Origin of the sequence: Imperialibacter sp. (assembly GCF_040222385.1) — a bacterium.
Classification (GTDB): domain Bacteria; phylum Bacteroidota; class Bacteroidia; order Cytophagales; family Cyclobacteriaceae; genus Imperialibacter.
The window spans coordinates 1-21,530 of the sequence record NZ_JAVKDF010000022.1 but is presented as its reverse complement, the minus strand read 5'-3'; the positions used below and the strand labels follow the sequence as shown (position 1 = coordinate 21,530).

The 21,530-nt window shown below is 45.1% G+C and carries 17 protein-coding genes; 3 read left to right on the top strand and 14 right to left on the bottom strand.

Annotation, left to right across the window (positions count from 1 at the left end):
• Nucleotides 1-6: 6 nt before the first annotated feature.
• Entirely contained in the window at nucleotides 7-2,235 is a 2,229-nt protein-coding gene (locus RIG68_RS07825) for an alpha/beta hydrolase (RefSeq protein ID WP_350120768.1), read from the bottom strand.
• 127 nt (nucleotides 2,236-2,362) lie between these two features.
• Between RIG68_RS07825 and serA the strand changes: the two genes are divergently transcribed.
• Nucleotides 2,363-4,255: a phosphoglycerate dehydrogenase gene (gene serA / locus RIG68_RS07820; protein ID WP_350120766.1), complete on the top strand. Its 1,893-nt coding sequence runs from the start codon at nucleotides 2,363-2,365 to the stop codon at nucleotides 4,253-4,255.
• Between the two features lie 221 nt (nucleotides 4,256-4,476).
• Here serA and RIG68_RS07815 read toward each other — a convergent pair whose 3' ends face one another.
• The 5 genes from RIG68_RS07815 to RIG68_RS07795 all read right to left on the bottom strand — a co-directional run bounded on the left by RIG68_RS07815 (nucleotide 4,477) and on the right by RIG68_RS07795 (nucleotide 8,759).
• Nucleotides 4,477-5,385, bottom strand: a complete 909-nt coding sequence (locus tag RIG68_RS07815) for a PorP/SprF family type IX secretion system membrane protein (protein ID WP_350120763.1) — start codon at nucleotides 5,383-5,385, stop codon at nucleotides 4,477-4,479.
• 151 nt (nucleotides 5,386-5,536) lie between these two features.
• Nucleotides 5,537-5,977, bottom strand: coding sequence for a DUF2214 family protein (locus tag RIG68_RS07810; RefSeq protein ID WP_350120761.1), 441 nt, complete (start codon nucleotides 5,975-5,977; stop codon nucleotides 5,537-5,539).
• A 7-nt stretch (nucleotides 5,978-5,984) separates the two neighbouring features.
• Nucleotides 5,985-6,533 carry a DUF2911 domain-containing protein gene (locus tag RIG68_RS07805; RefSeq protein WP_350120758.1) on the bottom strand — a complete coding sequence of 183 codons (549 nt, stop codon included), beginning with the start codon at nucleotides 6,531-6,533 and terminating at the stop codon, nucleotides 5,985-5,987.
• 66 nt (nucleotides 6,534-6,599) lie between these two features.
• Nucleotides 6,600-7,646 (bottom strand): Ig-like domain-containing domain, encoded by a 1,047-nt coding sequence (locus tag RIG68_RS07800; RefSeq protein WP_350120756.1) that lies wholly within the window; start codon nucleotides 7,644-7,646, stop codon nucleotides 6,600-6,602.
• Between the two features lie 12 nt (nucleotides 7,647-7,658).
• Complete coding sequence (locus tag RIG68_RS07795) at nucleotides 7,659-8,759, bottom strand: hypothetical protein (protein ID WP_350120754.1); 1,101 nt, start codon at nucleotides 8,757-8,759, stop codon at nucleotides 7,659-7,661.
• A 386-nt stretch (nucleotides 8,760-9,145) separates the two neighbouring features.
• Between RIG68_RS07795 and RIG68_RS07790 the strand changes: the two genes are divergently transcribed.
• Nucleotides 9,146-10,243, top strand: a complete 1,098-nt coding sequence (locus RIG68_RS07790; protein WP_350120751.1) for an acyltransferase family protein — start codon at nucleotides 9,146-9,148, stop codon at nucleotides 10,241-10,243.
• Nucleotides 10,244-10,300: 57 nt separating this feature from the next.
• On the opposite strand, the gene RIG68_RS07785 is transcribed toward RIG68_RS07790, so the two are convergent.
• The 8 genes from RIG68_RS07785 to RIG68_RS07750 all read right to left on the bottom strand — a co-directional run bounded on the left by RIG68_RS07785 (nucleotide 10,301) and on the right by RIG68_RS07750 (nucleotide 19,595).
• Complete coding sequence (locus tag RIG68_RS07785) at nucleotides 10,301-11,206, bottom strand: Cbp1 family collagen-binding glycoprotein adhesin (RefSeq protein WP_350120748.1); 906 nt, start codon at nucleotides 11,204-11,206, stop codon at nucleotides 10,301-10,303.
• 242 nt (nucleotides 11,207-11,448) lie between these two features.
• Nucleotides 11,449-12,078, bottom strand: a complete 630-nt coding sequence (locus RIG68_RS07780) for a hypothetical protein (protein WP_151998629.1) — start codon at nucleotides 12,076-12,078, stop codon at nucleotides 11,449-11,451.
• A 29-nt stretch (nucleotides 12,079-12,107) separates the two neighbouring features.
• A complete protein-coding gene (locus RIG68_RS07775; RefSeq protein WP_350120745.1) occupies nucleotides 12,108-14,402 on the bottom strand; it encodes a transglycosylase domain-containing protein in 2,295 nt (764 codons plus the stop codon).
• 46 nt (nucleotides 14,403-14,448) lie between these two features.
• A complete protein-coding gene (locus tag RIG68_RS07770; protein ID WP_350120743.1) occupies nucleotides 14,449-16,905 on the bottom strand; it encodes a leucine-rich repeat domain-containing protein in 2,457 nt (818 codons plus the stop codon).
• Nucleotides 16,892-17,734, bottom strand: coding sequence for a hypothetical protein (locus tag RIG68_RS07765; RefSeq protein WP_350120741.1), 843 nt, complete (start codon nucleotides 17,732-17,734; stop codon nucleotides 16,892-16,894). Before RIG68_RS07765 ends, RIG68_RS07770 begins: the two co-directional genes overlap by 14 nt.
• Nucleotides 17,731-18,276 carry a hypothetical protein gene (locus RIG68_RS07760; RefSeq protein ID WP_350121818.1) on the bottom strand — a complete coding sequence of 182 codons (546 nt, stop codon included), beginning with the start codon at nucleotides 18,274-18,276 and terminating at the stop codon, nucleotides 17,731-17,733. Before RIG68_RS07760 ends, RIG68_RS07765 begins: the two co-directional genes overlap by 4 nt.
• A gap of 65 nt (nucleotides 18,277-18,341) precedes the next feature.
• Entirely contained in the window at nucleotides 18,342-18,851 is a 510-nt protein-coding gene (locus tag RIG68_RS07755; protein WP_350120738.1) for a nucleoid-structuring protein H-NS, read from the bottom strand.
• 174 nt (nucleotides 18,852-19,025) lie between these two features.
• On the bottom strand, nucleotides 19,026-19,595 hold the full coding sequence (locus RIG68_RS07750) for a hypothetical protein (protein ID WP_350120735.1): 570 nt from the start codon (nucleotides 19,593-19,595) through the stop codon (nucleotides 19,026-19,028).
• Between the two features lie 255 nt (nucleotides 19,596-19,850).
• Here RIG68_RS07750 and RIG68_RS07745 point away from each other — a divergent pair, with 255 nt between their 5' ends.
• Nucleotides 19,851-21,308, top strand: coding sequence for an alpha-L-fucosidase (locus RIG68_RS07745; protein ID WP_350120733.1), 1,458 nt, complete (start codon nucleotides 19,851-19,853; stop codon nucleotides 21,306-21,308).
• Nucleotides 21,309-21,530 lie beyond the last annotated feature (222 nt).

Here is a 21,530-nt window from a genome sequence, read left to right as displayed (position 1 = left end):
AAACCATCACTGCCTAAACCCAATGTTATCAAGATAAACAATTCCCTTCGACGGCTTTCCAAATTCAAAGCTTATCTCAGTTACCCCGGACCAATTCAGTTCAGCGTCGCTAACGTCTATTTCCACGTATTCAAACTGCGGCTCCCAAAAAACATTGAAGCGATCCTTTGTCATCTTGTCCGATTTGAAATAATGAGATTCTGCCCTGGGTGCCAGCACATGATAGTCACCAAGTTGCTTTGCAAGAACATTACCCGTACTGTCCTTGAAAATGATCCTGAAATCAGGAGACAATTCCCCCTTGATCGAATCCAGCAATTCTTTATCTCCATGCGACAAGTCGAACACAAACTGGCTGGGGTTGAACGCCTCTCCGAGGCCGTTCGGGAAGTGTACTTTATAGGTCGCTGTGCTCCCTGACGCTGAGTCAAGCTGCCAGCCCAGCAGCAATGCATTGTTTTCCTGCAATAGCTTGCCTTTATACTGCATCAGCTCTTCTCTGAACAGCTTAAAGCTGTCGGCTTTAGCTTCTCCGGTGCCAAAACTTTCAATATCAATATCAGATTCGAAGTCTTCCAGCATGGTTATCCCATTATCCTGATACACGATGCTGATATTGTTTCTGGGTAACCAATTGTCGGCAGACCATCTGTTTCTGAACACAGCCCTGTAATCGACCTGATCAAAAAGTGTTGACTTAAGGAATGCACCAATCATCACTTTTGCGGTTTCACGCTGTACGTCCGCATCGATAAGCGGAGTTTTGTTGAGCAGATAGCTGTACGGAGGCCCGGCATCATTGGCTCCCCAAATCGTATTGAACTGCCCATGGTTGGCTCCATGAACGAGTACTCCTGCCTTAAAAGTGCTGTGGGTCAACTCTGTTCTTCTGTACTGACGAAGCCCGTAAAAGCTATCTTCATCGCTATCGAGGGATCCCTGAAGTGCCAGAAAATTTACACCTTTCAGTTCCATGCGCCTCTCATAACGGTAATCGGTCTGAGCCAGTGCAATCACGCCTTTAATGCCGAAATGAAAGTCAAAAGCTTCCAGCGCATTGTCTGGAAAAGCGGGAAGCTCATTGAAGGCCGCTGCAATACTTACTGCCTCTCCTCCCCTGCTGTGACCAATCAGTGCTATTCTGTCCAGATCAACTTTTCCAAACAGCTCATGAGTTTTGTCCTCACTCCACTGTTTCCACTGCTGCAAATGCTTCAGCAGCAGCCAACCCCTGGCGGGCATTTCCTTGCCACCAAAGTCTCCATCAGGTGAGCCATTCAGAAAGTTTTCGTCAACAGACACCATAATGATGCCGTTGGAGGCCATCCACTCACCCAGGTAAGCATAACCGGGGTCGGAATATTCCAGCATCGAGTGATTACCATGTACAGTGAGTACGATAGGGAACGGCCCTGCCCCCTCTGGCATCCAAACCAGCCCATTTACCGGAAGCTTTTTTGGCCCAAAACCCCAATACTTCTCTCTGCCCTTGTGTTTGTTGCCTTTCCAGGCTGGAATGATTCGGGAACCATCAACAGTAGGGGTGACAAACTTCGCCTCCTTAGCAAACACTTTCCGTCTCTTGCTATCTCCTGATCCATAGCTAAAAGACTTCACAGCAAAAGCGCCGGTTAATGTCGGGTCGGCCAGGGTCAACTGGCTACCTCTCATAGGCGGAGCCAAAGGTAGCGTCGCCTCCTCGGGGCTCCCAATGTAAGCAAGCCAATAGAAGCCTATGACGAGAATGAGTGAACCAACTGACCCCAGCATGAACGCAAGATTGAGAAAGGTCTTCGATGATTTTTTTTTGGAAAGAATACCAAATAAAAATGCTGACAAAGGCAACGCCGTTAGCCATACGCCCACCGCTCCCAACCAGTAGTATTGAGATGGGAAACGAAGAAAGTTACTCCCAATGAGCCAACAAACCGTTATCGAAGATACAACCCATGCACCCACTGGAGCCTGTCGCTTGTTGACCCAACGATCCAGGTGAAAATACAAAAGCCCCAGAGCATAGTGCACGGCTATCCCATAGACGATTCCAAGCACGAGATTTACCTCCCTGGGATCATAATTTCGGAAGTAGTAGGCCGCAGTTGCAGCAAAGGCGACGTTTGAAATCGCTAGGCCAAACAGCACTGATTTCTTTAAACGGTCTTTTCGCTTCTTACTTGTTAAGATTTTTTTCCATGGGTTCAAAAACCCCCAAACCTTAGGTTGATTTGATTTCAATCGTATGCGGTTAAATATGAAGTCATTTATTTAAAAGGATGGGTGCGTTTACTGTGCTTTTTATTGAAGCGTGTTCATTCTTCAGTCGAGAATATACTTAACTTAGTGCGCTTAAAACAAGCCATAAATGGAAGAAAGGAAATTCTTCGTCGTTGACTTTGACAGCACCTTTACAAAAGTTGAAGCCCTGGACGTGTTATGTGAGGTATCTTTGGAAGGCCGACCCGAAAAAGAAGAAGTACTGCAAAAAATAAAAGACATCACAGATTTAGGGATGGAAGGCAGCATCGACTTCAGGGAATCGCTGAAACGCAGGCTCGATCTTCTGCAAGCACATAAAAACCACCTGCCGCCACTTATCGAAAGGCTGAACAAACTCATTACCAAGTCGGTAAAGCGTAACAAAGATTTTTTTGAAACCTACAGCGACAATATTTTCATCATCAGTAATGGCTTCAAAGAGTTCATAGTCCCTATTGTAACTCCTCATGGGGTAAAGGCTGAAAACGTTTTTGCCAACGAGTTCCGTTTTGACGACAAAGGAAATATCATAGGCTTTGACGAAGACAATATCTTATCGAAAAGCAACGGAAAGCCAGCCCTTATTAAATCGCTGAACCTTGATGGCGAGGTGTATGTTATTGGCGATGGTTATACCGACTATGAAATAAAGGCGGCAGGCTTTGCTAAGAAATTCTATGCCTTCACCGAAAATGTATCCAGAAAAAAAGTAACTGATAAAGCAGACCATATAACACCATCCTTCGACGAATTTTTGTACATGAACAAGATGAACACCACCCTTTCCTACCCTAAGAATCGAATCAAAGTACTTTTGCTGGAGAACATCCATCCGAGAGCCATAGAAATACTCAAAGAAGAAGGCTATCAGGTAGAGGTTCACGCAGCCGGCCTCGATGAGGATGAGCTCATCGAGCGCATCAAAGATGTTTCTATTCTTGGTATCAGGTCTAAAACTCAAGTGACCAAAAAGGTACTTGAAAGTGCACAAAGGCTTATTTCCATTGGCGCCTTTTGCATTGGCACCAACCAGATCGACCTGGAAACAGCAGAAAAGAAAGGCGTAGCAGTATTCAATGCACCGTTCAGTAATACACGTTCGGTAGTGGAGCTGGCCATTGGTGAAATGATCCTTTTGATCCGTAACCTGCCCGATAAAATTGCAAAAATGCATGACGGCGTATGGAACAAGTCGGCCAACAACAGCTTCGAAATCAGAGGCAAAAACCTGGGCATTATCGGTTACGGCAATATAGGCTCTCAGCTTTCTGTCTTAGCTGAATCGATGGGCATGAAGGTGCATTTCTTTGACGTGGAAGAAAAGCTGGCGCTGGGTAATGCCACCAAATGCAATACGCTGGACGAGCTGCTGGCTATTTCCGACGTTCTTAGTCTTCACGTGGATGGAAGAAAAACCAACAAAAACATCATTGGCGCTGCTGAGTTCAAGAAAATGAAAGATGGTGTGATCTTCATGAACCTGAGCCGTGGTCATATCGTTGACATCAAAGCGTTGAAAGATGCCATTGTATCAAAAAAAGTGAGTGGTTGTTCAGTGGATGTATTTCCGCATGAGCCCATCAGCAACAACGAAGAGTTTACCAGTGAGTTGAGAGGGTTACCTAACACCATCCTCACTCCGCATATTGGCGGCAGCACGCTGGAAGCTCAGGAAAACATCGCTACCTACGTGCCCAACAAAATGATTGAGTATGTGAACACTGGCTCCACCAGCGGCAGTGTCAACTTCCCTAATGTGACATTACCATTGCTCAAGGAGGCTCACAGGTTGTTGCATATTCATGAGAACATACCTGGCATTATGGCCAAAATCAACCAGGTGTTTGCCAAGCATGAAATCAACGTTGTTGGGCAGTATTTGAAAACCAATGAGTTGACGGGCTACGTCATCGCCGACATCAACAAGAAGTATGATAAAGAAGTGCTGACCGACCTTAAGGCTATTGAGGGGACGATCAGGTTCAGGGTTTTGTACTAAAAACAATAAAGGAGCCCATGTTTGGCGAATTGGCTCCATTATTATTATCCAGGTCAGCTGCCTGGGGTTAAGGAATACTGTGTACGATACTATGTTCTGCACTATTCCGTTGCTTCATCCATCTACCTGTGGATACATTAATCTTCAACGGCATCCGGTCGGTTTGAAAGCACGATTCTAACCGCCCCTCAATCAAGTCGCCAATTGTTGCACAATCAGCGTTACATAGCGGTGGTACTCTTCCTTTTCGGACTTACCTGTAGCATGAACGCAGCCGAACGATAGCCATATGCTTGGGGAGATTGCTTTTCGAATACCTTCACACCAATCTGTATGACATCGCTGTAGCAGACGCCAGCAAAAATATTTGATGTGTTATTATGACTATTATTGTTTGAATATTGTGCACCAACAAACACCCATTTGCCAATGTAGGCCGTTGCATTCAAATTCAATATTGCCGGAAGCTCTCCCGGGAGAGCATAAAGTGCCGATGGCGTCAACTTCAGCCAGTTATTTATCCTGAAATTCTGCTGTAAAAACGCAACTACTTTGGTTCTCCCCTCAATAGCAGATAAACTGTTTGAATTGTCTATTGTGTAATATGTAATCGGATCGTTGATAACACTTAATCCCACCCTGGCCCCTCTGACAAAAGAATAGCCCACCCCAAGGTCATAACCTAATGATTCGGCTCTTTCAACGCCGCTCAACACACTGCCGCCTGAAGAAAACAATTTATCCCAGTCACTCCTCCAGGATTTGTAGAATAGGGAACCTCCCAAAGCCAATCCGTTTCCGCTTCTCATTTTCCAGCGGTAATTGTACATTAAAGCTTGCTTCATTTCAGTATGTACACCTATGGTTTCCCTATTGAACATTGCTCCAAATCCACTGTTAATTTTTTCAATACGCTGGTCATATGAAAATGTAACACTTGAGGGTGCCCCATCAATACCACTGGTTGGGATATTTGAAATCAACGTGAAGGTAGGATCGATCCGTTCACCCGCCATCGCTGGATTAATCAACATCGGGGATGCAAAATAAAAATCTTTAAATGGGAGCGTTTGGGATGAAGCTGCGCTGAGGGAAAAAACAGTCCCTACAAATAGTAAAATTCTTTTCATTTTTGATGAAGACGAGGTGAGATAAAAGAAAAATCAGCCTTTCAAAAACACAAATTCACTCAAAAAACACCCAAAAAAAGTCAAGTATATAGTTAATAGCTGAATTCAAATTTTAGTAACCCATTAATCGAACTCTATTAAGATTAAAAAATCAACTTGCCCCCACTCCCATCGCCATCATGGCCCCGAGCAACGGAATAATAAGCACAAGACTCAGCTCGATTCGCAGAATCATTTTCATCCTTTTTGGAATATCAATCACTTCTTCTGGATCACCCTTCCTTTCTTTCAAAAAGTAAAAAGTGGGAATCAGGGAAATGGCTCCAACTACACCAAACAGAATGAGCTTGGCATAAATGATCCAGCCATTGCTATAGAACTCAGCAGGCTTGCCAACACCAAACCACAAGGTGAATCCGGCTCCCATTACCAGCAGAGCGCCAATACCGTACACGGCATCGACCATTGACAGCCTTTGTATGGCCTTGCGGGAAAGCTTATCTTCCAGGAGCAGGTGCTCCCCAACCAAGCTGCTGAATACAGCCAGAATACCCAGGTAGTGTAGGTACTTCACCAAAATGTAGGCAGTCATCTTACTATTATTTAGCCTTGATGGGAATGGTGAACTTTACTTTTTCAAATGCTACGTTGATATCTACCCCACCATCAGCCGGAGATAGTGTGATTGTATGTTGTTCCGTGACACTTCCATCTTTCACCACCGGCACCGTTGTGGTAAGAACATCTAGTTTATGATCAGCCTCAGAATAGCCCCAGTTTCCCAATTCGGTATTAAAAATTACCTCAAAGGTATCCGGTCCAGGAACTGCGTAAACCTTATACGTCCCCTTTTTAAGAGGCTTTCCATTAATACTTACGTCCCTATCAACTGTCACCTCTGTCGACTCATTGGCTCCCAGCCTCCAGTAAACCCCATAAGGTTGCAGCGCCCCCTCCTCCTCTGTTCCAAAAATTACCCGATCACGAACAGAGGGTCGGCTGTAAGTCAAAGAGACTTTTACCCCGCCATTGGATAGTTCGGCACTACCGGGAGGGCTTAGCGTTCTGCCACGATTCATCATATAAAACATCGTCGCTACGGCCACTACCGCAAGCACACCGACTCCAATTAGTATTTTTTTGAGCATAATGAGATGGATTGAATTGAACCTCCAATTTATAGAATTTTGATTGATCTGGTCAGAAAAAGTGCTTTACCTTATGATGAATTTTAGTTGCCAATCCTGCTTCGCCAGATCCGGGTTCTCAGCGGTTGTATCTTCATCAAAAAGTCGTTGGAGGTTGTTGCCTGCCAGGTCCTCAATGGCTGGGTTAACAACCAGCACATAGGAACCTGCCAACCAGGGCTTAGCTGGCTTAAAAGTCAGGCCGGTTTCTCCAGATATGATTTCAAAAACGCCATCAACTATTTGCCCGTTGCCACTTTCGGTCTTAACAATAAATTTTCCATCCAATGAGCCAAGATCCATCGGCTCACCGAATTTAACACTGAGAGCATCCCTACCTCCTGGAGCTGGGGCCACCAGTGTCCAACGCTCAAGGCTGGGCTTCACCCTGTCCTCATCGCCGGTGGAAAATGGACGGATAAACTGCTGACCCAGCTGATCTCCTTTTTGGCTACTAAAGGCTCCTTCGATCACTACTGAGTATCGCTTGCCGGATTGTATCGGCGTACCATGCATTTGATTGGGCTGCAAGTCCCGTTTTATTTTCCCCGGATCAAACCAAAGCGTAAGTGTGGTATTTTCCGCATTCCAAAGAGGTGGTTGCAATGGCAAGATGACTCCAGGCAACCTCCGCCCATTTTCGTCTGCCACATAGATGTACTCGTAGACGCCGTCTGCCCTCATGGGCTGATCAAATTTGACATACATCTTAAGTTGGTTGGCGGGAACAGTATTTGAGCTTGGATAAACGGCCAGTACCATGGGGGGCGGCTCGTTGTTGCCCTCCAAACGGAATTGAGCAAGCAATTTCTCCCCTTCCCTGATCACATACTCCTGCCCTTCAGCAAAAGGAATAGCCGCTCTGAAAATAGTTTTGTCTTCTTCGGTAAGAAAATGTCCAAAAATGGGCTTGGGGTTATTCTGGAATCCAACTGAAAGTCTTTTTAGGTCGCCAGTGTAAGTAAACTGAATGGCTACTGCCTTTCCCTCCTCCAAAATGAACTCAGGAGAAAGTTGAGCAGTAGCCACAAAGCAACTTAAAACCAGCAGGGGTGTTAAGTAGAGTTTCTTCAAGTAATGGTCTATTTACAGCCAAAAATCATTGCCAGTGATAAGGTTGAGATCGCCATTGGCTTCTCTTTTCAGCATCACAAAGTTCTTGTCTCCTAATTTATCCAGCTGCACAACATTTACCATAGGAAGAGCTATGAAATTCACACCACCCGTTTTACCAGGCTCCTCAATCGGCTCGGTCAGGCCGCCCTCAAATCCGGCAATGTCAGAAAATCTCACTTTCATTACCGAACGATTACTATTGGCCATCAAAAGAAAGCTTTCACCGCCTTTATCAATCACTACCATATCGAGAGGCGTATTGCCGGCACCAAATTCGGCTACAGTGCGGCCTTTGATGTGTTTACCACCTTTCAGTTCATCCATCGGAAAAAGCACCAGCGGCGTACATGTGTAGCTAGCTACCAGATAGTCTTTGCCGTTAATCGTGCCTGTCGTAAAGGTTTTAACTGGTGCGTAAGTCTCAAAGCGGCCGTGTGCAGCGTGGTATATTTCCAGTGATGCATCGTCCTGGCTTTTCCCGAAAGGAAACGCCATGCTTCTGAAAGTAGAGCTGAACTCGGCATTGCTTAACCCAGTCACCATCACTTTGCCATTTTTGTATTCTATGTCGGATACTGTCCAGACACGTTGCGCCCGACCTCTGTCGTCCTTGTAATCTTCAGCGTAGGCGTTTTCGATCCCTCTTGAAGAGTAAGAAACTTTGTCGAGGGGAACCCACTCAATTTTATCACCGACAAGCTTTAGCAACACAGGCGTCCCATCCTGGTTGTGAACTGCGAAATAAGGAATATTAGATAGGGGATTCACTACCATGTCCTGAATAGAAATTTTATCGGCTGTTGTTCCCAGCGCAGCCGCAATAGCCACGTCCACATTTTTCATTTCTATTTTGGCAGGAGCTTCTGTAGATTTTGCATCTTTTGTGTCGAGCGCAACAATCGATGCTGATTTAGAATCGCCGATAAAAAGGATGCCTTCTGGGCCAAATGTCATGGCATTGATCGACTTGATATTCGGGTTGCCCTCCTTAAAATTGGCTTTCAGGGACTTCTCTTCCGCCGAAGCAATAAAGAAAAGCATTGAAAAGAAGATTGTAAGTAGTTTTTTCATAGCGCAGGAATTTGGTTTAACTTATTAACTGTTTCATTATTAATAAGTTAAAAATTAATTATAAGCGGTCAGAAAATCCAGCAATAGCCGACAGAAAGTCGTTTAATGGGTGCAACGCATGCTGTCAATAATTGACCAGGGTTTGCTACTCTCCATCACTTCGGTCGTTTGTTGTGACCTGAATAGAAGACATAATTCCTACCAGGCAAGACAAATAAATACATTTTCCTTGCACTGTCCCACCTCTCTCAATACCCCCGATTGTCATAAAGGTTGATTTTATGTTTTGACTTCCTCATATTAAATGGGATATTACAATGTTGCCGCCAACAACAAATAATTGGGGCGATTGAACACGTAGCGCTACATACCTAACCTTACCTCAAATGAAAAGATTTGAAGCATTGGATATTTTTCGTGGGATGACGATCTGTCTCATGATCATTGTGAACACACCTGGCGATGGTGCCAGCACCTTCTCTCTGCTGCTTCACGCCGACTGGCACGGCTTCACCCCCACCGACCTTGTTTTTCCTTCCTTCCTTTTTGCTGTAGGCAATGCCCTGGCTTTCGTGATGCCCAAATGGAAGGGCTGGGAGTTCAAGGATGTTTTTCTAAAGCTTTTGAAACGATCCGCTGTCATCTTCCTTCTGGGCTTTATCATGTACTGGTTTCCTTTTTTCAGACAGGATGCATCTGGCGCCTGGTCGTTTATACCATTTTCCGACACGAGAATGCTAGGGGTACTGCAACGGATCGCCATTTGCTACTTCGCCGGTGCGTTGATGATCCATTTCTTTTCCACCAAAACGCTGTACTGGGTATCCGGAGGGCTGTTGCTCGGCTACTGGGCAATTATGTCGTGGTTTGGCGACCTCACTATGCTGGGCAATGCAGGACAAACGCTGGATCTCCTGATTCTAGGCGAAGGGCACATGTACCACGGCGAGGGTGTCGCTTTTGAACCAGAAGGAATACTTAGTACACTGCCTTCAATTGTCAACGTAATTGGTGGCTACCTCCTGGGGCTTTATCTCAAGGAGGGTGTCAACTACGAAAAATTGGCTAAGGTCATGCTTTATGGTTCCTGCATATTGCTGGTAGCCTATTTGTGGAACTTCGTCTTCCCGTTCAACAAGAAGCTCTGGACAAGCTCTTTTGTGGTTCTTACAATCGGATTGGACTTCATCATTATTGGCTTTATTATCTACCTGACCGAGTTTTCTGCTAAATCGTACAAATTCAGTTTTTTTCAGACTTTCGGCAAGAATCCCCTTTTCATTTATCTGCTTTCCGAGTACCTGGCCATCACTATGTATGTTGTCAAAATTGGAGACAGAAGCCTTTTTCGAGTCATCTACCAGAGCCTTTTCAGTTGGTTGCCCCCGTATATTAACTCCCTGGCCTTCGCCCTTGTGTTTATGATGATTTGCTGGGCAGCAGGCAAGTGGCTTGAGAAAAGAAACATCTACATCAAGGTGTAAAAAAGCAGAGGGATCCGGCGAAAGATCCCTCTTAGATGAACAAAACTGATGACCGGGTCAATTAACCACCGCCACCAGGTACTTTGAAGATTTCCAAAACTCCTCAGGGTTGGTTATTACCAGGGTAGAGAAGTCGCCGCTCTCGTCTTCTCTCACATTGTAAGAGTCACCAGGGTGGTTTGTCACGATGTCAACTTTTTTACCGGCAAGTAATATTTCGCTTGTTGCTGTGATGTCGATGCGTTCAAATGAAGCATTGTTAAAATCAGCGTTCAGCTTTTCAACTTTACCCAATCCTAATACACCCCCCTCTTTGGTAACAACTTGCTCCTCCTTCAGTTTCTTATAGGTGCCTGTTGCTACGTAGCCAGTGGTGAGCTGCTCCCGCTGAGTTGCCAGCAAGTCACTTTGTTCAGTTATTGTGCTCTCATTTTCCAGCTTAACTCCGTTAAGAGTGTCCACTTTCATCGAAAGTACTGCCACGTTGTCTAAGAGCTCTTTATTAGAAGTATTCAAAGCTGCCAGCGTAACTTTCAACTCGTTCACTTCCTTATTTTTTTCTTCTACCCGTGCCTGAAGGCTATTTACCAACTTGTTGAATTCCTTCATCTTAACGGACGAGCCCTGAAGATTTTCCTGTAGTTCAGCGATACGGGCCTTGTTATCGGCCAGAAGAGCATTGATTGCCTTTATATCGGCTACAATTGCCTTCTCAGCTGAGGGTGAGTTTTCCACCTCGTCCGAGGTAGCAAGCCCAATTTTCTCTTCACGCTCCTTTATCTCCGCCAGGTTACTTTCAATCTCATTGAAAGTCTCAAGGTAGCTATTGAGCGTCTCCTCCAGCCTGTCATTCTCGCTCTTGAGCGTTACATTTTCAGTCGTCAAATTCTCCACCTTTTCCTTGTTGCAGCCAGCCAAAATCATCGGCACGGCCACAAACAAAATCAACTTGTAATTTTTCATAGCTAATTGGTTTATGGTAAAAAACTTATCGATGCACCCGTTTTGAGTACATCACTTAAAATACGATAAATTTTATAAATTATTGTATTTTACTAAGTAAAATTAGAGCTTGTTACGGGTAGATAGTGCGAAAGATGCCCGCAGTGCGTTTGAACAACGCAAAAGGATTCTTGGGTATTAGAAACTAACTAAGTGGGTGGATTAACCAGGGTAGTCTCACCCACATACAACAAAGTAAAGGGCTATCTGCCAGCCGGAGTCTTTCTTCGAACTTCGTCCAATTGATTCACAGCTGTTTGTAATTCACGTTTCAGTTTTACCTGCTTTTCATTGGATCGTTGACGAAGCTCCTCAAGTTCATCAGATACCTGGGCCAGGTCTCTCTTGGCTCGGTTAGTAATGGAATGGCTGTTCTTGAATGAAACATACATGATGCCCAGCAAAACCAGCAGCCCCCCTACAATTCCCCAAACCACCACATTGTAGAAGGACTTATTGAGTGACATACCAAGAAAACTTATCTCGCTATTAACTTCTTCGCTGGCCTGAAGTTGCTCATTGACTACGGCCAGACTATCGTTAGCGGCTTCCAGTGTTGAGTTGATATTAGCTATGGCAGTTTTAACATCCGCTATTTCCTTGCGATAGCTTACCAAACTATCTTCCACTTCTCCCCAAAAGCTGTTGAGCTGTTGGGTGGCGATCACTTTGTATTTTTCGTAAGTCTCCGCATCTTCCACCATTTTTTTGTACTTGGCCTGCAGCGTACCATTTTCATCACTTTGTTTGCCAAATGCCATCCCGGCATTAAGCCCGATCAAAAGGATAAGCACCCCACCCCTTCTGATCTCCGGTAAAATCATTCCTTTCATAGCTAATCATTTAAAATAAACACTGGTTACTAATTTTCCTTCTTTTTAAAAATGCTCTTTATTTTTGATAAAAAGCCCTTCTTTTTCTCCTCACCAAAGTCCCTTACTTCCTGTTCTTTTCTCGTAAGCAGTCCCTTAATGAATCCTTCCTTTTCTTTAAACGGATCACAATCAACTAAATGCAATAAGTCATCCGAAGGAGCAGCGAATCTCTCTCGGGTAATGCCATTATAATAACTGTCTTTATTGAGTTTTTCCAGGAAGAATGCAAATATAGGCAAAGCTGATGAAGCTCCCTGCCCTAATATAGTACTTTTAAAATAAATTTTAGGATTATTTGCACCAACCCAAGTGACTGTCACCAAATTTGGGAGCATTCCCACAAACCACCCGTCACGGTTCGACTGAGTAGTACCGGTTTTGCCTGCTATCGTATTGGAGAGGTTGTACCTGGAGTGAAGTCGTTTTCCAGTTCCGTCTTTTACCACTGCCTGCATCATGTCCAGCATGATCTTGCTTGTGTTTTCGCTCATGGCGGCTTCCTGATCGTCGGCAACAAACTCTTCCAATACCTTCCCTTCGCCATCCTCCACTCTTAACAACATTTGAGGTGCGACGGATATCCCATGATTGAGGAAAGCTGCGTAAGCCCCTGCCAGCTCTATTGTCGAAATGTCTGCTGTGCCTAGCGCCAGTGAGGGCACTTCCGGCAATGTGCTCAAGATATTAAGGTTCCTGGCCAACTTTACTGCTGACGCTATTCCCGTTTCTTCAAGCACTTTCACCGACACGGTGTTGACAGAGTGAGTCAAAGCGCCTTTCATAGTATAGAAGTTATGGGTCTCCGCTTCGGCATTTTCGGGCGCCCAGTTCTCCATGTTTTCGTAAGTAATTTGCTTCGAAGAAAAGTAGTCGCATGGCTTCACTCCATTCTCGAGGGCGCTGGCAAAAACAAAGGGCTTGAATGTAGACCCCACTTGTCTTTTCGTGTTGACGTTTACGTGGTCATATTCAAAGTATTGATGGTTAATACCACCAACCCAGGCCCTCACAGCCCCGGTTTTCGGATCCATCGCCACGAAACCGGCCTGTAAAAATTTGAGGTAATGCTGCACACTGTCGTACACACTTGCCTTTACCTCTTTATTTCCAGCCCATTCAAAAAGCTCCATCGTTCTTTCCTTATGCAACGAGTCGGATATCTCCTTTTCTGTCCGTCCTTTTTTCAGGAGAGAAAGATAAATGGGCGTTTGCTTAACTGCATGCTCTATCAGCGACTTGTTCTCTAGCCATGGAGCGTTGTTTCCCCACTCCTTTTCGAAGGCGGTTTGCAGCGCTGCCATATGCTTTTGCATAGCAAGCTCTGCCGCTTGCTGCATGCCGGCATCCAGCGTGGTGTATATTTTCAGTCCATCGGTATACAAATTGTAGGGTGACCCATCGGCTTTGAAATGACTTTTGCACCATTCCAGCAATTGCATCCGCATCTGCTCTCTGAAATACGGCGCAGGCCCTTCATGCAGAGTCATTTTGGTATAGTCCAGCTCGATTGGCAAATCCTGGTAGGCATGAAGCTCCAGTTCGGTCAGGTAACCGTATTTATTCATCTGCGATAAGACTACATTCCTTCTGTTCAGTGATCTCTCGGGAAACACCCTTGGATTGTAAGCGTAGTTGCCTTTCAACATACCAATCAGCACAGCAGCCTGGTCTATCGTTAAGTCATTCACCGACGCATTGTAGAACCGCCTCGAAGCGCTTTCCACACCAAATACATGATCACCAAAGGGCACAGTGTTGAGGTACAGTGCAATGATTTCATTCTTGCTATAGATTTCCTCCAATTGTTCGGCAATGGCCATCTCCCTGAATTTGTTAACCGGGATGCTCAGAAGCCCGAAATCCTGCCGTGGGAAGAGATTTTTGGCTAGCTGCTGGGTAATGGTACTGCCGCCACCTGCGCTGTTGTCCTGCAAAACGATCGTTTTGAAAAAGACCCGCAAAAGACTTCTGTAGTCAATGCCATGGTGTTCGAAAAAGCGGGCATCCTCTGTAGCAATCAGCGCATTGACCACGTGAGTTGGAAGGTAGTTGTAGTCAACCGATGTTCTGTCGTAAAGGTAGTATTTACCTAGAAGGTCGCCGTTGGAGAAATAGATTTCAGACGCCTGGTTGTTTCTTATGCTTTGAATTTCGACAGCATCCGGAATAGCCCCGAACAATCCCGCCTTCACTCCCCACCAGACAAAGAAAGGAGATACAAACAGTATAAATGACAAAGTGAGCAAGCCGTAAACCAGCTTCCTCGTTCGATTAGATCCCATAGCTAAATAAAATAGGTTAACAACGAAAGCCAGTTCCGAAGTTGATTCAATAAAAGGTTACCTTACAATCAGGCTGCTGAGACTTGAAGTCCTCAATTTCCCTTGCCGACACCTTCGTATTAAAGCAGGTAAGCGATTGCAAACCCTTTATGTCTACTAAACGGTCTAACCTCCCCACTTTCGTATTAGAAAAATCAATTTCTTTCAGTCTGCCAAACCTTTCAATGCCCTTAAGGTTCTTGAGTTGGGTGCCAGCGCAGTTGAGCGACTCCAGCTCCCTGAAATATTCTATTTCCCGCAGGTCGGCAACAGCGGTGTTGCTCACGTCCAGTCTTGTCAGATGAATAAGACCCTGGATGGGCAGAAGATTTGAGACTGGGTTCTTGGAGATATTGAGGACTTCCAGGTTGTCGAGTCGTGATAGCTCAGTGAGCGATGAAAGGCCAATACCGCTTAGGTTGAGTGTCTTAATATCCAGAAAGGCATACAAAGGCGCCAGCGATTTAACAGACGAACCTGCGGCGTCAATACTGGTTTGCGCAATCAATCGGTGCAACTCTACGCTTGTGGGGCCTGGGCTCAACTTTTGATTTTGGCGGAACACCGTTTGCCAATCTACTGATAAGGCCTCCCACCAGGCCATTACTTCTTTTGTTTGAAAAATCACCACCGCATCAGGGTGTGTACGTATAAAGTTGACCACAGAGCCCCTCGAAACAAAGGTGTCGTCGAGGTTTAGGTATTGAAGGCGTGGCAAACCCTGTAGTACTTCTAGGTCGTACACCTTTGTGTTAATCAGCTCAATCCTTTCAAGTGTGACTATGCCTTTTAAACCAGCAATATTTTCTATCGGCGTATCATTGGCCTTCAGCACTTTGATATCCCCCAGCCTCGAGAGTGAAATAAGCTCATCAATCGGGTTCTTGCTGATGTCTAAGTAATTAAGCTTTTTGAATCGTTCCAGTGGCAACAGATTAGACAGCATCTTGTTCACAAGCACAAGAGAATCCATATTGACCAGCTTCACCAGCTGCTCCTTTGTAGGTTTCTGCCCCTTTGGCACCTGCATGAGCGACATCAGTGCCAGGCGCCATTCGCCGGTCAAGCCGGTCCACCATGCATCCAGCTGACGGCTGTTCATCACCACCAGCGTCTTTTTCTTTTTACTCATAAAGTCGTCGGCCTGCTTGTCTGAGACAGAGGTATTGTCGCAATAGACTTTTTCCAGAGAGGCTATTCCCAGCAGGGCGTCCAATGACGAAACCGGGCAGTCGTTGATCACGAGGTCTTTTAGTCCACTCAACCCGGAAAGTGGCGAGAGGTTTGAGACAAAAGTATTGTTGGCTTGAAGCACATTCAGCTTGCTGAGGTTTTCCAATCCTTCCAAAGAGGTAATGGCAGTGGACGAAATATTCAGTTCCTCCAGCTTGCTGAGTTTGATAAGTGACGCTGTGGTAGAGAGGCTTGTTTGGGAAACATCGAGCCAACGAAGTTCAGTCAGCAAGCCAATGGCGCTAAAGTCAGCTGCGGGAATCCCTTTAAGCAGCAAAACACGGAGGTCAGAAAGACCAGCCAGCTCGCTTAAGTCATACACCGGTGTCAAAGAAGCATCCAACATGTTTAGTTTTTCGGAATACTTCAAAAAGGTGATATCCTCCACCTTAGTGTTTGAAATGTCAAGGTGCTGAAGGTTCGATAAGCTCCTCACCGGACTAAGGTCTGTTATCCGGGTGTTGCTCATTTTCAGGTACACCAGGTCAGGCAGCATTTCCAGCGGGTTGATGTCTGCCAGGTAACGATTGTCGGAAATATCAAGACTGTCAATTGTAGCTATAGTCTCCAACTGGGCATTGCTCACGCTATCGGCAGGTATTATGGCTACAGTCTGCTGTAGTAACGCCATCCATTCATATGAAAGAGTGTTCCACCAAGCCCTCAGTGCTTTTTCACGACTTATCTTAGTTGTATAAATGCTGGCAATTTTTAGATCGTCTTTTTCAGCGTCGAGATTGATCTCAATAAACCTTTTTCGGGTGTTGGAGACGGCATCGCCTTCTATTCCCGCTCCTTTTATTAATCGGTTGGTTTCTACCTTGAAATACCACTGTCCATTGTCTCTTTTGAGCGGCTCTACTTTCAGTATTTCAAACTCAAAGGAAACATGCTTAAAAAAGAAGTCAACGTCTTTGAAGTAGGCCTGCACATCTTTGTTGATGACTACCTGCCTGTCTGTGAGCAGATCATCTTCTATTTGTACTTTTCCGTCTCTGAACACCTTCAGGTAACTTTCAGAAATGATTACCTCTTTGTCTCTGGGGGAAGTCTTCTGATCGCCGACCGTGTTGAGCATAAACTGAAGAAAAGACACAAGGTCTTTGCTTTTTTGCTCATAGATTTTCAGGTCGTCCTGGTTAAGATTGACAGCTTGAGAAAACACTCCGGTAGTAGAGAACGCCCCAACTAATAAAAAGACAACGGCATACCGAAGACTAATTCTTCCCATATAAATAGTTCTTGATCGCTTTTTTATTCTCCTCAGACGTTTTTACAATATTAGAAATCAACCAGCCTGAGTTATAGCCTGACCGATTGAATTGAGACACTTCAAAATACCAATTGTTAAGCTGAAAAAAATGAAACTTCACCTCCCTGACGGTTTTGAACTTTAAATTTCCTCTTTTCATCTCGTAAAGAAAAAGCGTGAGATAGCTCGGTGCAAATTCATCTGGTGTATACGACTCGGGATTTTCACTTTCCTGGAAAGCCTTGCGCAGGTTCATGAAATCCAGCTCATGGCTCATTGGGTGTAGAAACTTCTTGGAGGCCGTGGTGTCTTTGTGAAAGTACTTTTTGAAAGGCTCAAAATACACTTCCTCAATCACCCATTCGTAGCCCAGGCGTTGTGGTTGAAGCTTCATAAACAACGTCACAGGCTGCTCTTTCCCCTGATAGGTGAAAAGCGCATTCACTTCAGCCATCCAATTGCCGGAGTGAAAGTCAAGGAACTTCTGCCCGGACTTATCAGTCATCTCCTGGGCAAACTCCTTTTTCAAGGAGGCTGGAATCATCGTATTTTGATTGTCGAAAAGAATCCCAATGTACCTCCTTCGGATAGCAGGGTCGTGAAAGTTTTTGTTGCCTTCGTAGTACCGCTCGCCTTTTTCATCTTCCTCGCCATTAAAGCGGCGGAAAAACTGATTCACCAGTTTCGTAGAGGCGTACAGTTTGCTTTCGTCCCCCATTTCGTCTACCACCTGAGCGATGACCTGCCAGGGAGACAAAATGGAGGACAAAAGAAGAAGCGCATAGAACAGCCGCTTCATCCTTATCATGCAGAAGTTTCGGTTACCCTGATATCACCCAGCATCACGTCCCAAAACTCAATGGTGCGACCAGAAATTTGGGTTTTCTTTCTTTCTACGTAGATGGTAATGTCCTTTTTGGTGGTATCCTTGTAGGTCATCCCATCGTCCGAAGTACCCTCAAAGCGCTGGTAGATCGTGATTACACCCACATATCGACCGTCAGGCTGCCGCTCCAGGTCACTGATATAGTGAATGTCGTACCATTTAATGGACACCTTGTCGTAGTTGAGTGCCATCAAGCGTTCGAAGTACTTTCTTACTTTATAATAGTTGATGTCGGTGGAGCTAAGGGAAGACACCCCCATCTCACTGTCAGGAGCAAATAGTTCTTCCGCCCTGTCCATTACCCTTACGGCCTCTGAATAGGCTGTTTTTTTATCACCAATAATGCTGATGTACTTGCTCAGGTCTTTCACTTTTTCAAGTGCCAGTGAGTCGATCGCCTGCTTTCTGCGGGGGCTGATGTCGGCGGTTTGGGCTATCGCTGTGCCCATCATCGCAACAAGCATTATTGAGAACGTATATTTGAATATCTTATGCATGGTTATTTCTTTTTCAAATGGTTAAAGTACCTCTACCTTTTAATGAGCTCAAGTTCTGTGATTTTTCCTGAGGCATTGGTCTTCATGTCCTTGATATTGTTCAGGTTTTTCTTTTGGTCTTTCAAATAGTTGAGGTATTTCTCAGCTGTGGTTGGCTCATCGTAATCTACTTCTCCTGAAGAGGACTCATAAATGATAATAAAAACAGGAACGCCCGGTGAGGCAAATAACATCAGCGCTTCATTGATACTGCTATTGGCCGAAGCGACAGTTGGCGCAGAAGAAATAGCGGCGAAGTATCCCGATAATTTAGTTGATAGCGTAGCCGGAGGGGCAGTCTTTGCCTTGTTGGCATCGTTTTCCATCTCCTTGTTCGCATTGTCATAAGAAATATCCTTTTCCACCTTTTCCATAGGCTCTTTGTTGGACACTTCCCTCATTTTCTTCTTGCTTTTGCAGGAAGAAGCTCCTAAAACAATCAATAACACAAGTAGGCCATTTAGGGTACCTGTTTTCATCCACCTGTTTACGTGTTGTAACATAATTTGTCAGTTGTTTAATTTTGCTCAAAAGTTACGGTATAACAATAAGTCATACCAATTGATTTTCATTTTCCCTTAAAGGGGTTTAATGAAATCATCACACACAAAATGTTTGCCATGATTTGATATACCGGCCTTCGGGGAAAATAATATTTTTCGTGGAAACCTTAAAGGTTATTTGCTTGTGGCTGGCGTGCTGGCGTTAACTTCGTCCCGGGCCTTTTCAAGCTTCGTGATAGAGGTATTTACCTCAGTCAAATGCTTACTACTGAACGACCTACCCTGCTCCTCTTTGCCATCAGAAGCATAGTCTTTCATCATTTTCTCGAGGTCGGTCAGGTATCTGAGTGATTCGTTGATATAGTAGAGATCAAATTTGTCCGTTCCCGCCTGCTTTTCGATAAACTGATAGTCACGATCGGCATCACTGTCCAGCGCTCTGGGTAGTTTCATTCCCGACTTGGTTGAAACAACACTTAAGTCGAACAGCACATCGCCCATGAGGGAGGCCACGTCATTGGCTGCCAGATAGGTTGTTCTCAGTTTGGAGTCTTTTCCGGCGAATACTGAGGCATTCTTGATAAACTGGGTTTTGTTTTGCACTTCAACCAGGTAGTTGGCCATTTCTTCCTTGGTACCTGTAAACTTGTCCTCGTTGTAAGTAATGGCACCATAGTAGCTGTTGCTTTTGCAGCTGGCGAACAAGACAATAATTAATCCAAAAACTAATTTGGTAGAATTCATGATTTGCTGGTTTAATTGATGATTGAACTTTTTAAGTCATACAATCGTGGTTAACTGTGTTAACTATAAAAAGTTATAATTTTTAGCGTATTAATACAATTATTAACGGGTCTGGCGGCAAATTGTTGCGCCAAAAGGGTATTGATTCCAATACTATCGTCCCGTTGGTTCAAAGGTTAGCTGCACAGAATTGCCGAAAACCCGCCTGCTGTTAATGCATAAGTCCTTATATTTCGACATTCAACAATTTGACTTATGACCCGATCCTCCTTTCTTAAAATCTCAGTCTTCTTTGTCATCATTTCGGCTGCCTGCGAAACCAAACCAGTTGTGCCGCCGATGCCTGTTTTTCCTGTGCCTAGCGAAGAGCAGCTTAAGTGGCATGAACTAGAGCAATATGCCTTTATTCACTTTACAACGAATACTTTTACTGATAAGGAATGGGGATTCGGCGATGAGCCGGAAAGCATATTCAACCCAAACGGACTGGATGTTAGCCAATGGGTAAAAGTGATCAAAGATGCGGGGCTAAAGGCGGTTATTTTAACTGCCAAGCATCACGACGGCTTTTGTCTTTGGCCCAGTATCTATACTGAACATTCCATCAAAAATAGTCCTTATAAAAATGGTAATGGGGATTTAGTGAAAGAACTTTCAGAAGCATGCAGAAAAGAAGGGCTGCTATTTGGCATCTACCTCTCTCCGTGGGACAGAAATCATCCGGAATATGGACGACCAGACTATGTGACTTACTACAGGAATCAGCTGGAAGAAATCTTCACCAACTACGGGCCCATCTTTGAGATGTGGTTTGACGGAGCCAACGGCGGCGATGGATACTACGGTGGAGCCAACGAAAAGCGCCGCATTGATGGAAAAACTTATTACGACTGGCCAACTACGATTGAAATGGTGCGGGAGATGGAGCCAAAGGTGCTGTTCTTTAGCGATGCGGGTCCGAGTATCCGGTGGGTGGGCAACGAAAGAGGACTCGCAGGGGAAACCAACTGGAACAACATTAGCAACGATACTTTGTATGCCGGGCAGGCTGGCATCACCGACTTGTTGAACACGGGCCACGTTGAAGGGCAGCAATGGATTCCGGCCGAAGTAGACGTGAGCATCAGGCCGGGTTGGTTTTACCATGCGAAAGAAGACAGCCTCGTGAAGACTCAGGAAAGATTGTTCGAGATTTATATGACGTCGGTGGGGCGTGGCTCCAACCTGCTGCTCAATATCCCACCGGATCGCCGGGGTTTGATTCATGAAAATGATGTGGCCGCCCTGCAAGGCTGGAAAAAGCTGGTTGATGCTGCCTTTAGCACCAATCTGGCATTAGATGCCAAAGCAACAGCGTCGACGGTGAGAGGAGAAGCTGAGGCGTATGGTGCGGCTAACCTGACCGATGGAAAAACTGATACCTACTGGGCAACGGATGATGAGGTAATCACGGGCAACGTGGAGATTACCTTGCCTGCATCGACGACCGTTAGTTATGTGACCCTCAAGGAATTCATCAAGCTGGGGCAAAGAGTAAAGGCATTTACTGTGGAAGCCAAAGTGGATGGTGCCTGGAAACAAGTTGCCATGGGTACCACTATCGGTTACAAGAGGATATTAAAGCTGGATGCGCCTGTAGAAACTGAGGCTATTCGGGTGAATATTGCGGAGAGCAAGGCTTGCCCGGTGCTGGCTGAGGTGGAGGTTTATTGACCTCACCCCAAGTCACTGAGTGACTTTCCGCCTCTCCTGGCAGGAGAGGGGGAAGAAATCCTTCGGATTTCTAGGGGTGAGGTAGGGCACCCTTGAAAATGATAATCTATTGATTATCAATGGCTAATATTAAGGGGGTGAAGAAATAAAACCCCGAAATAGGCTGTTTGCAGCTTTTTTCGGGGTTTTTGATTTGTTATTTTGTAGTGTCTAAATACAAAT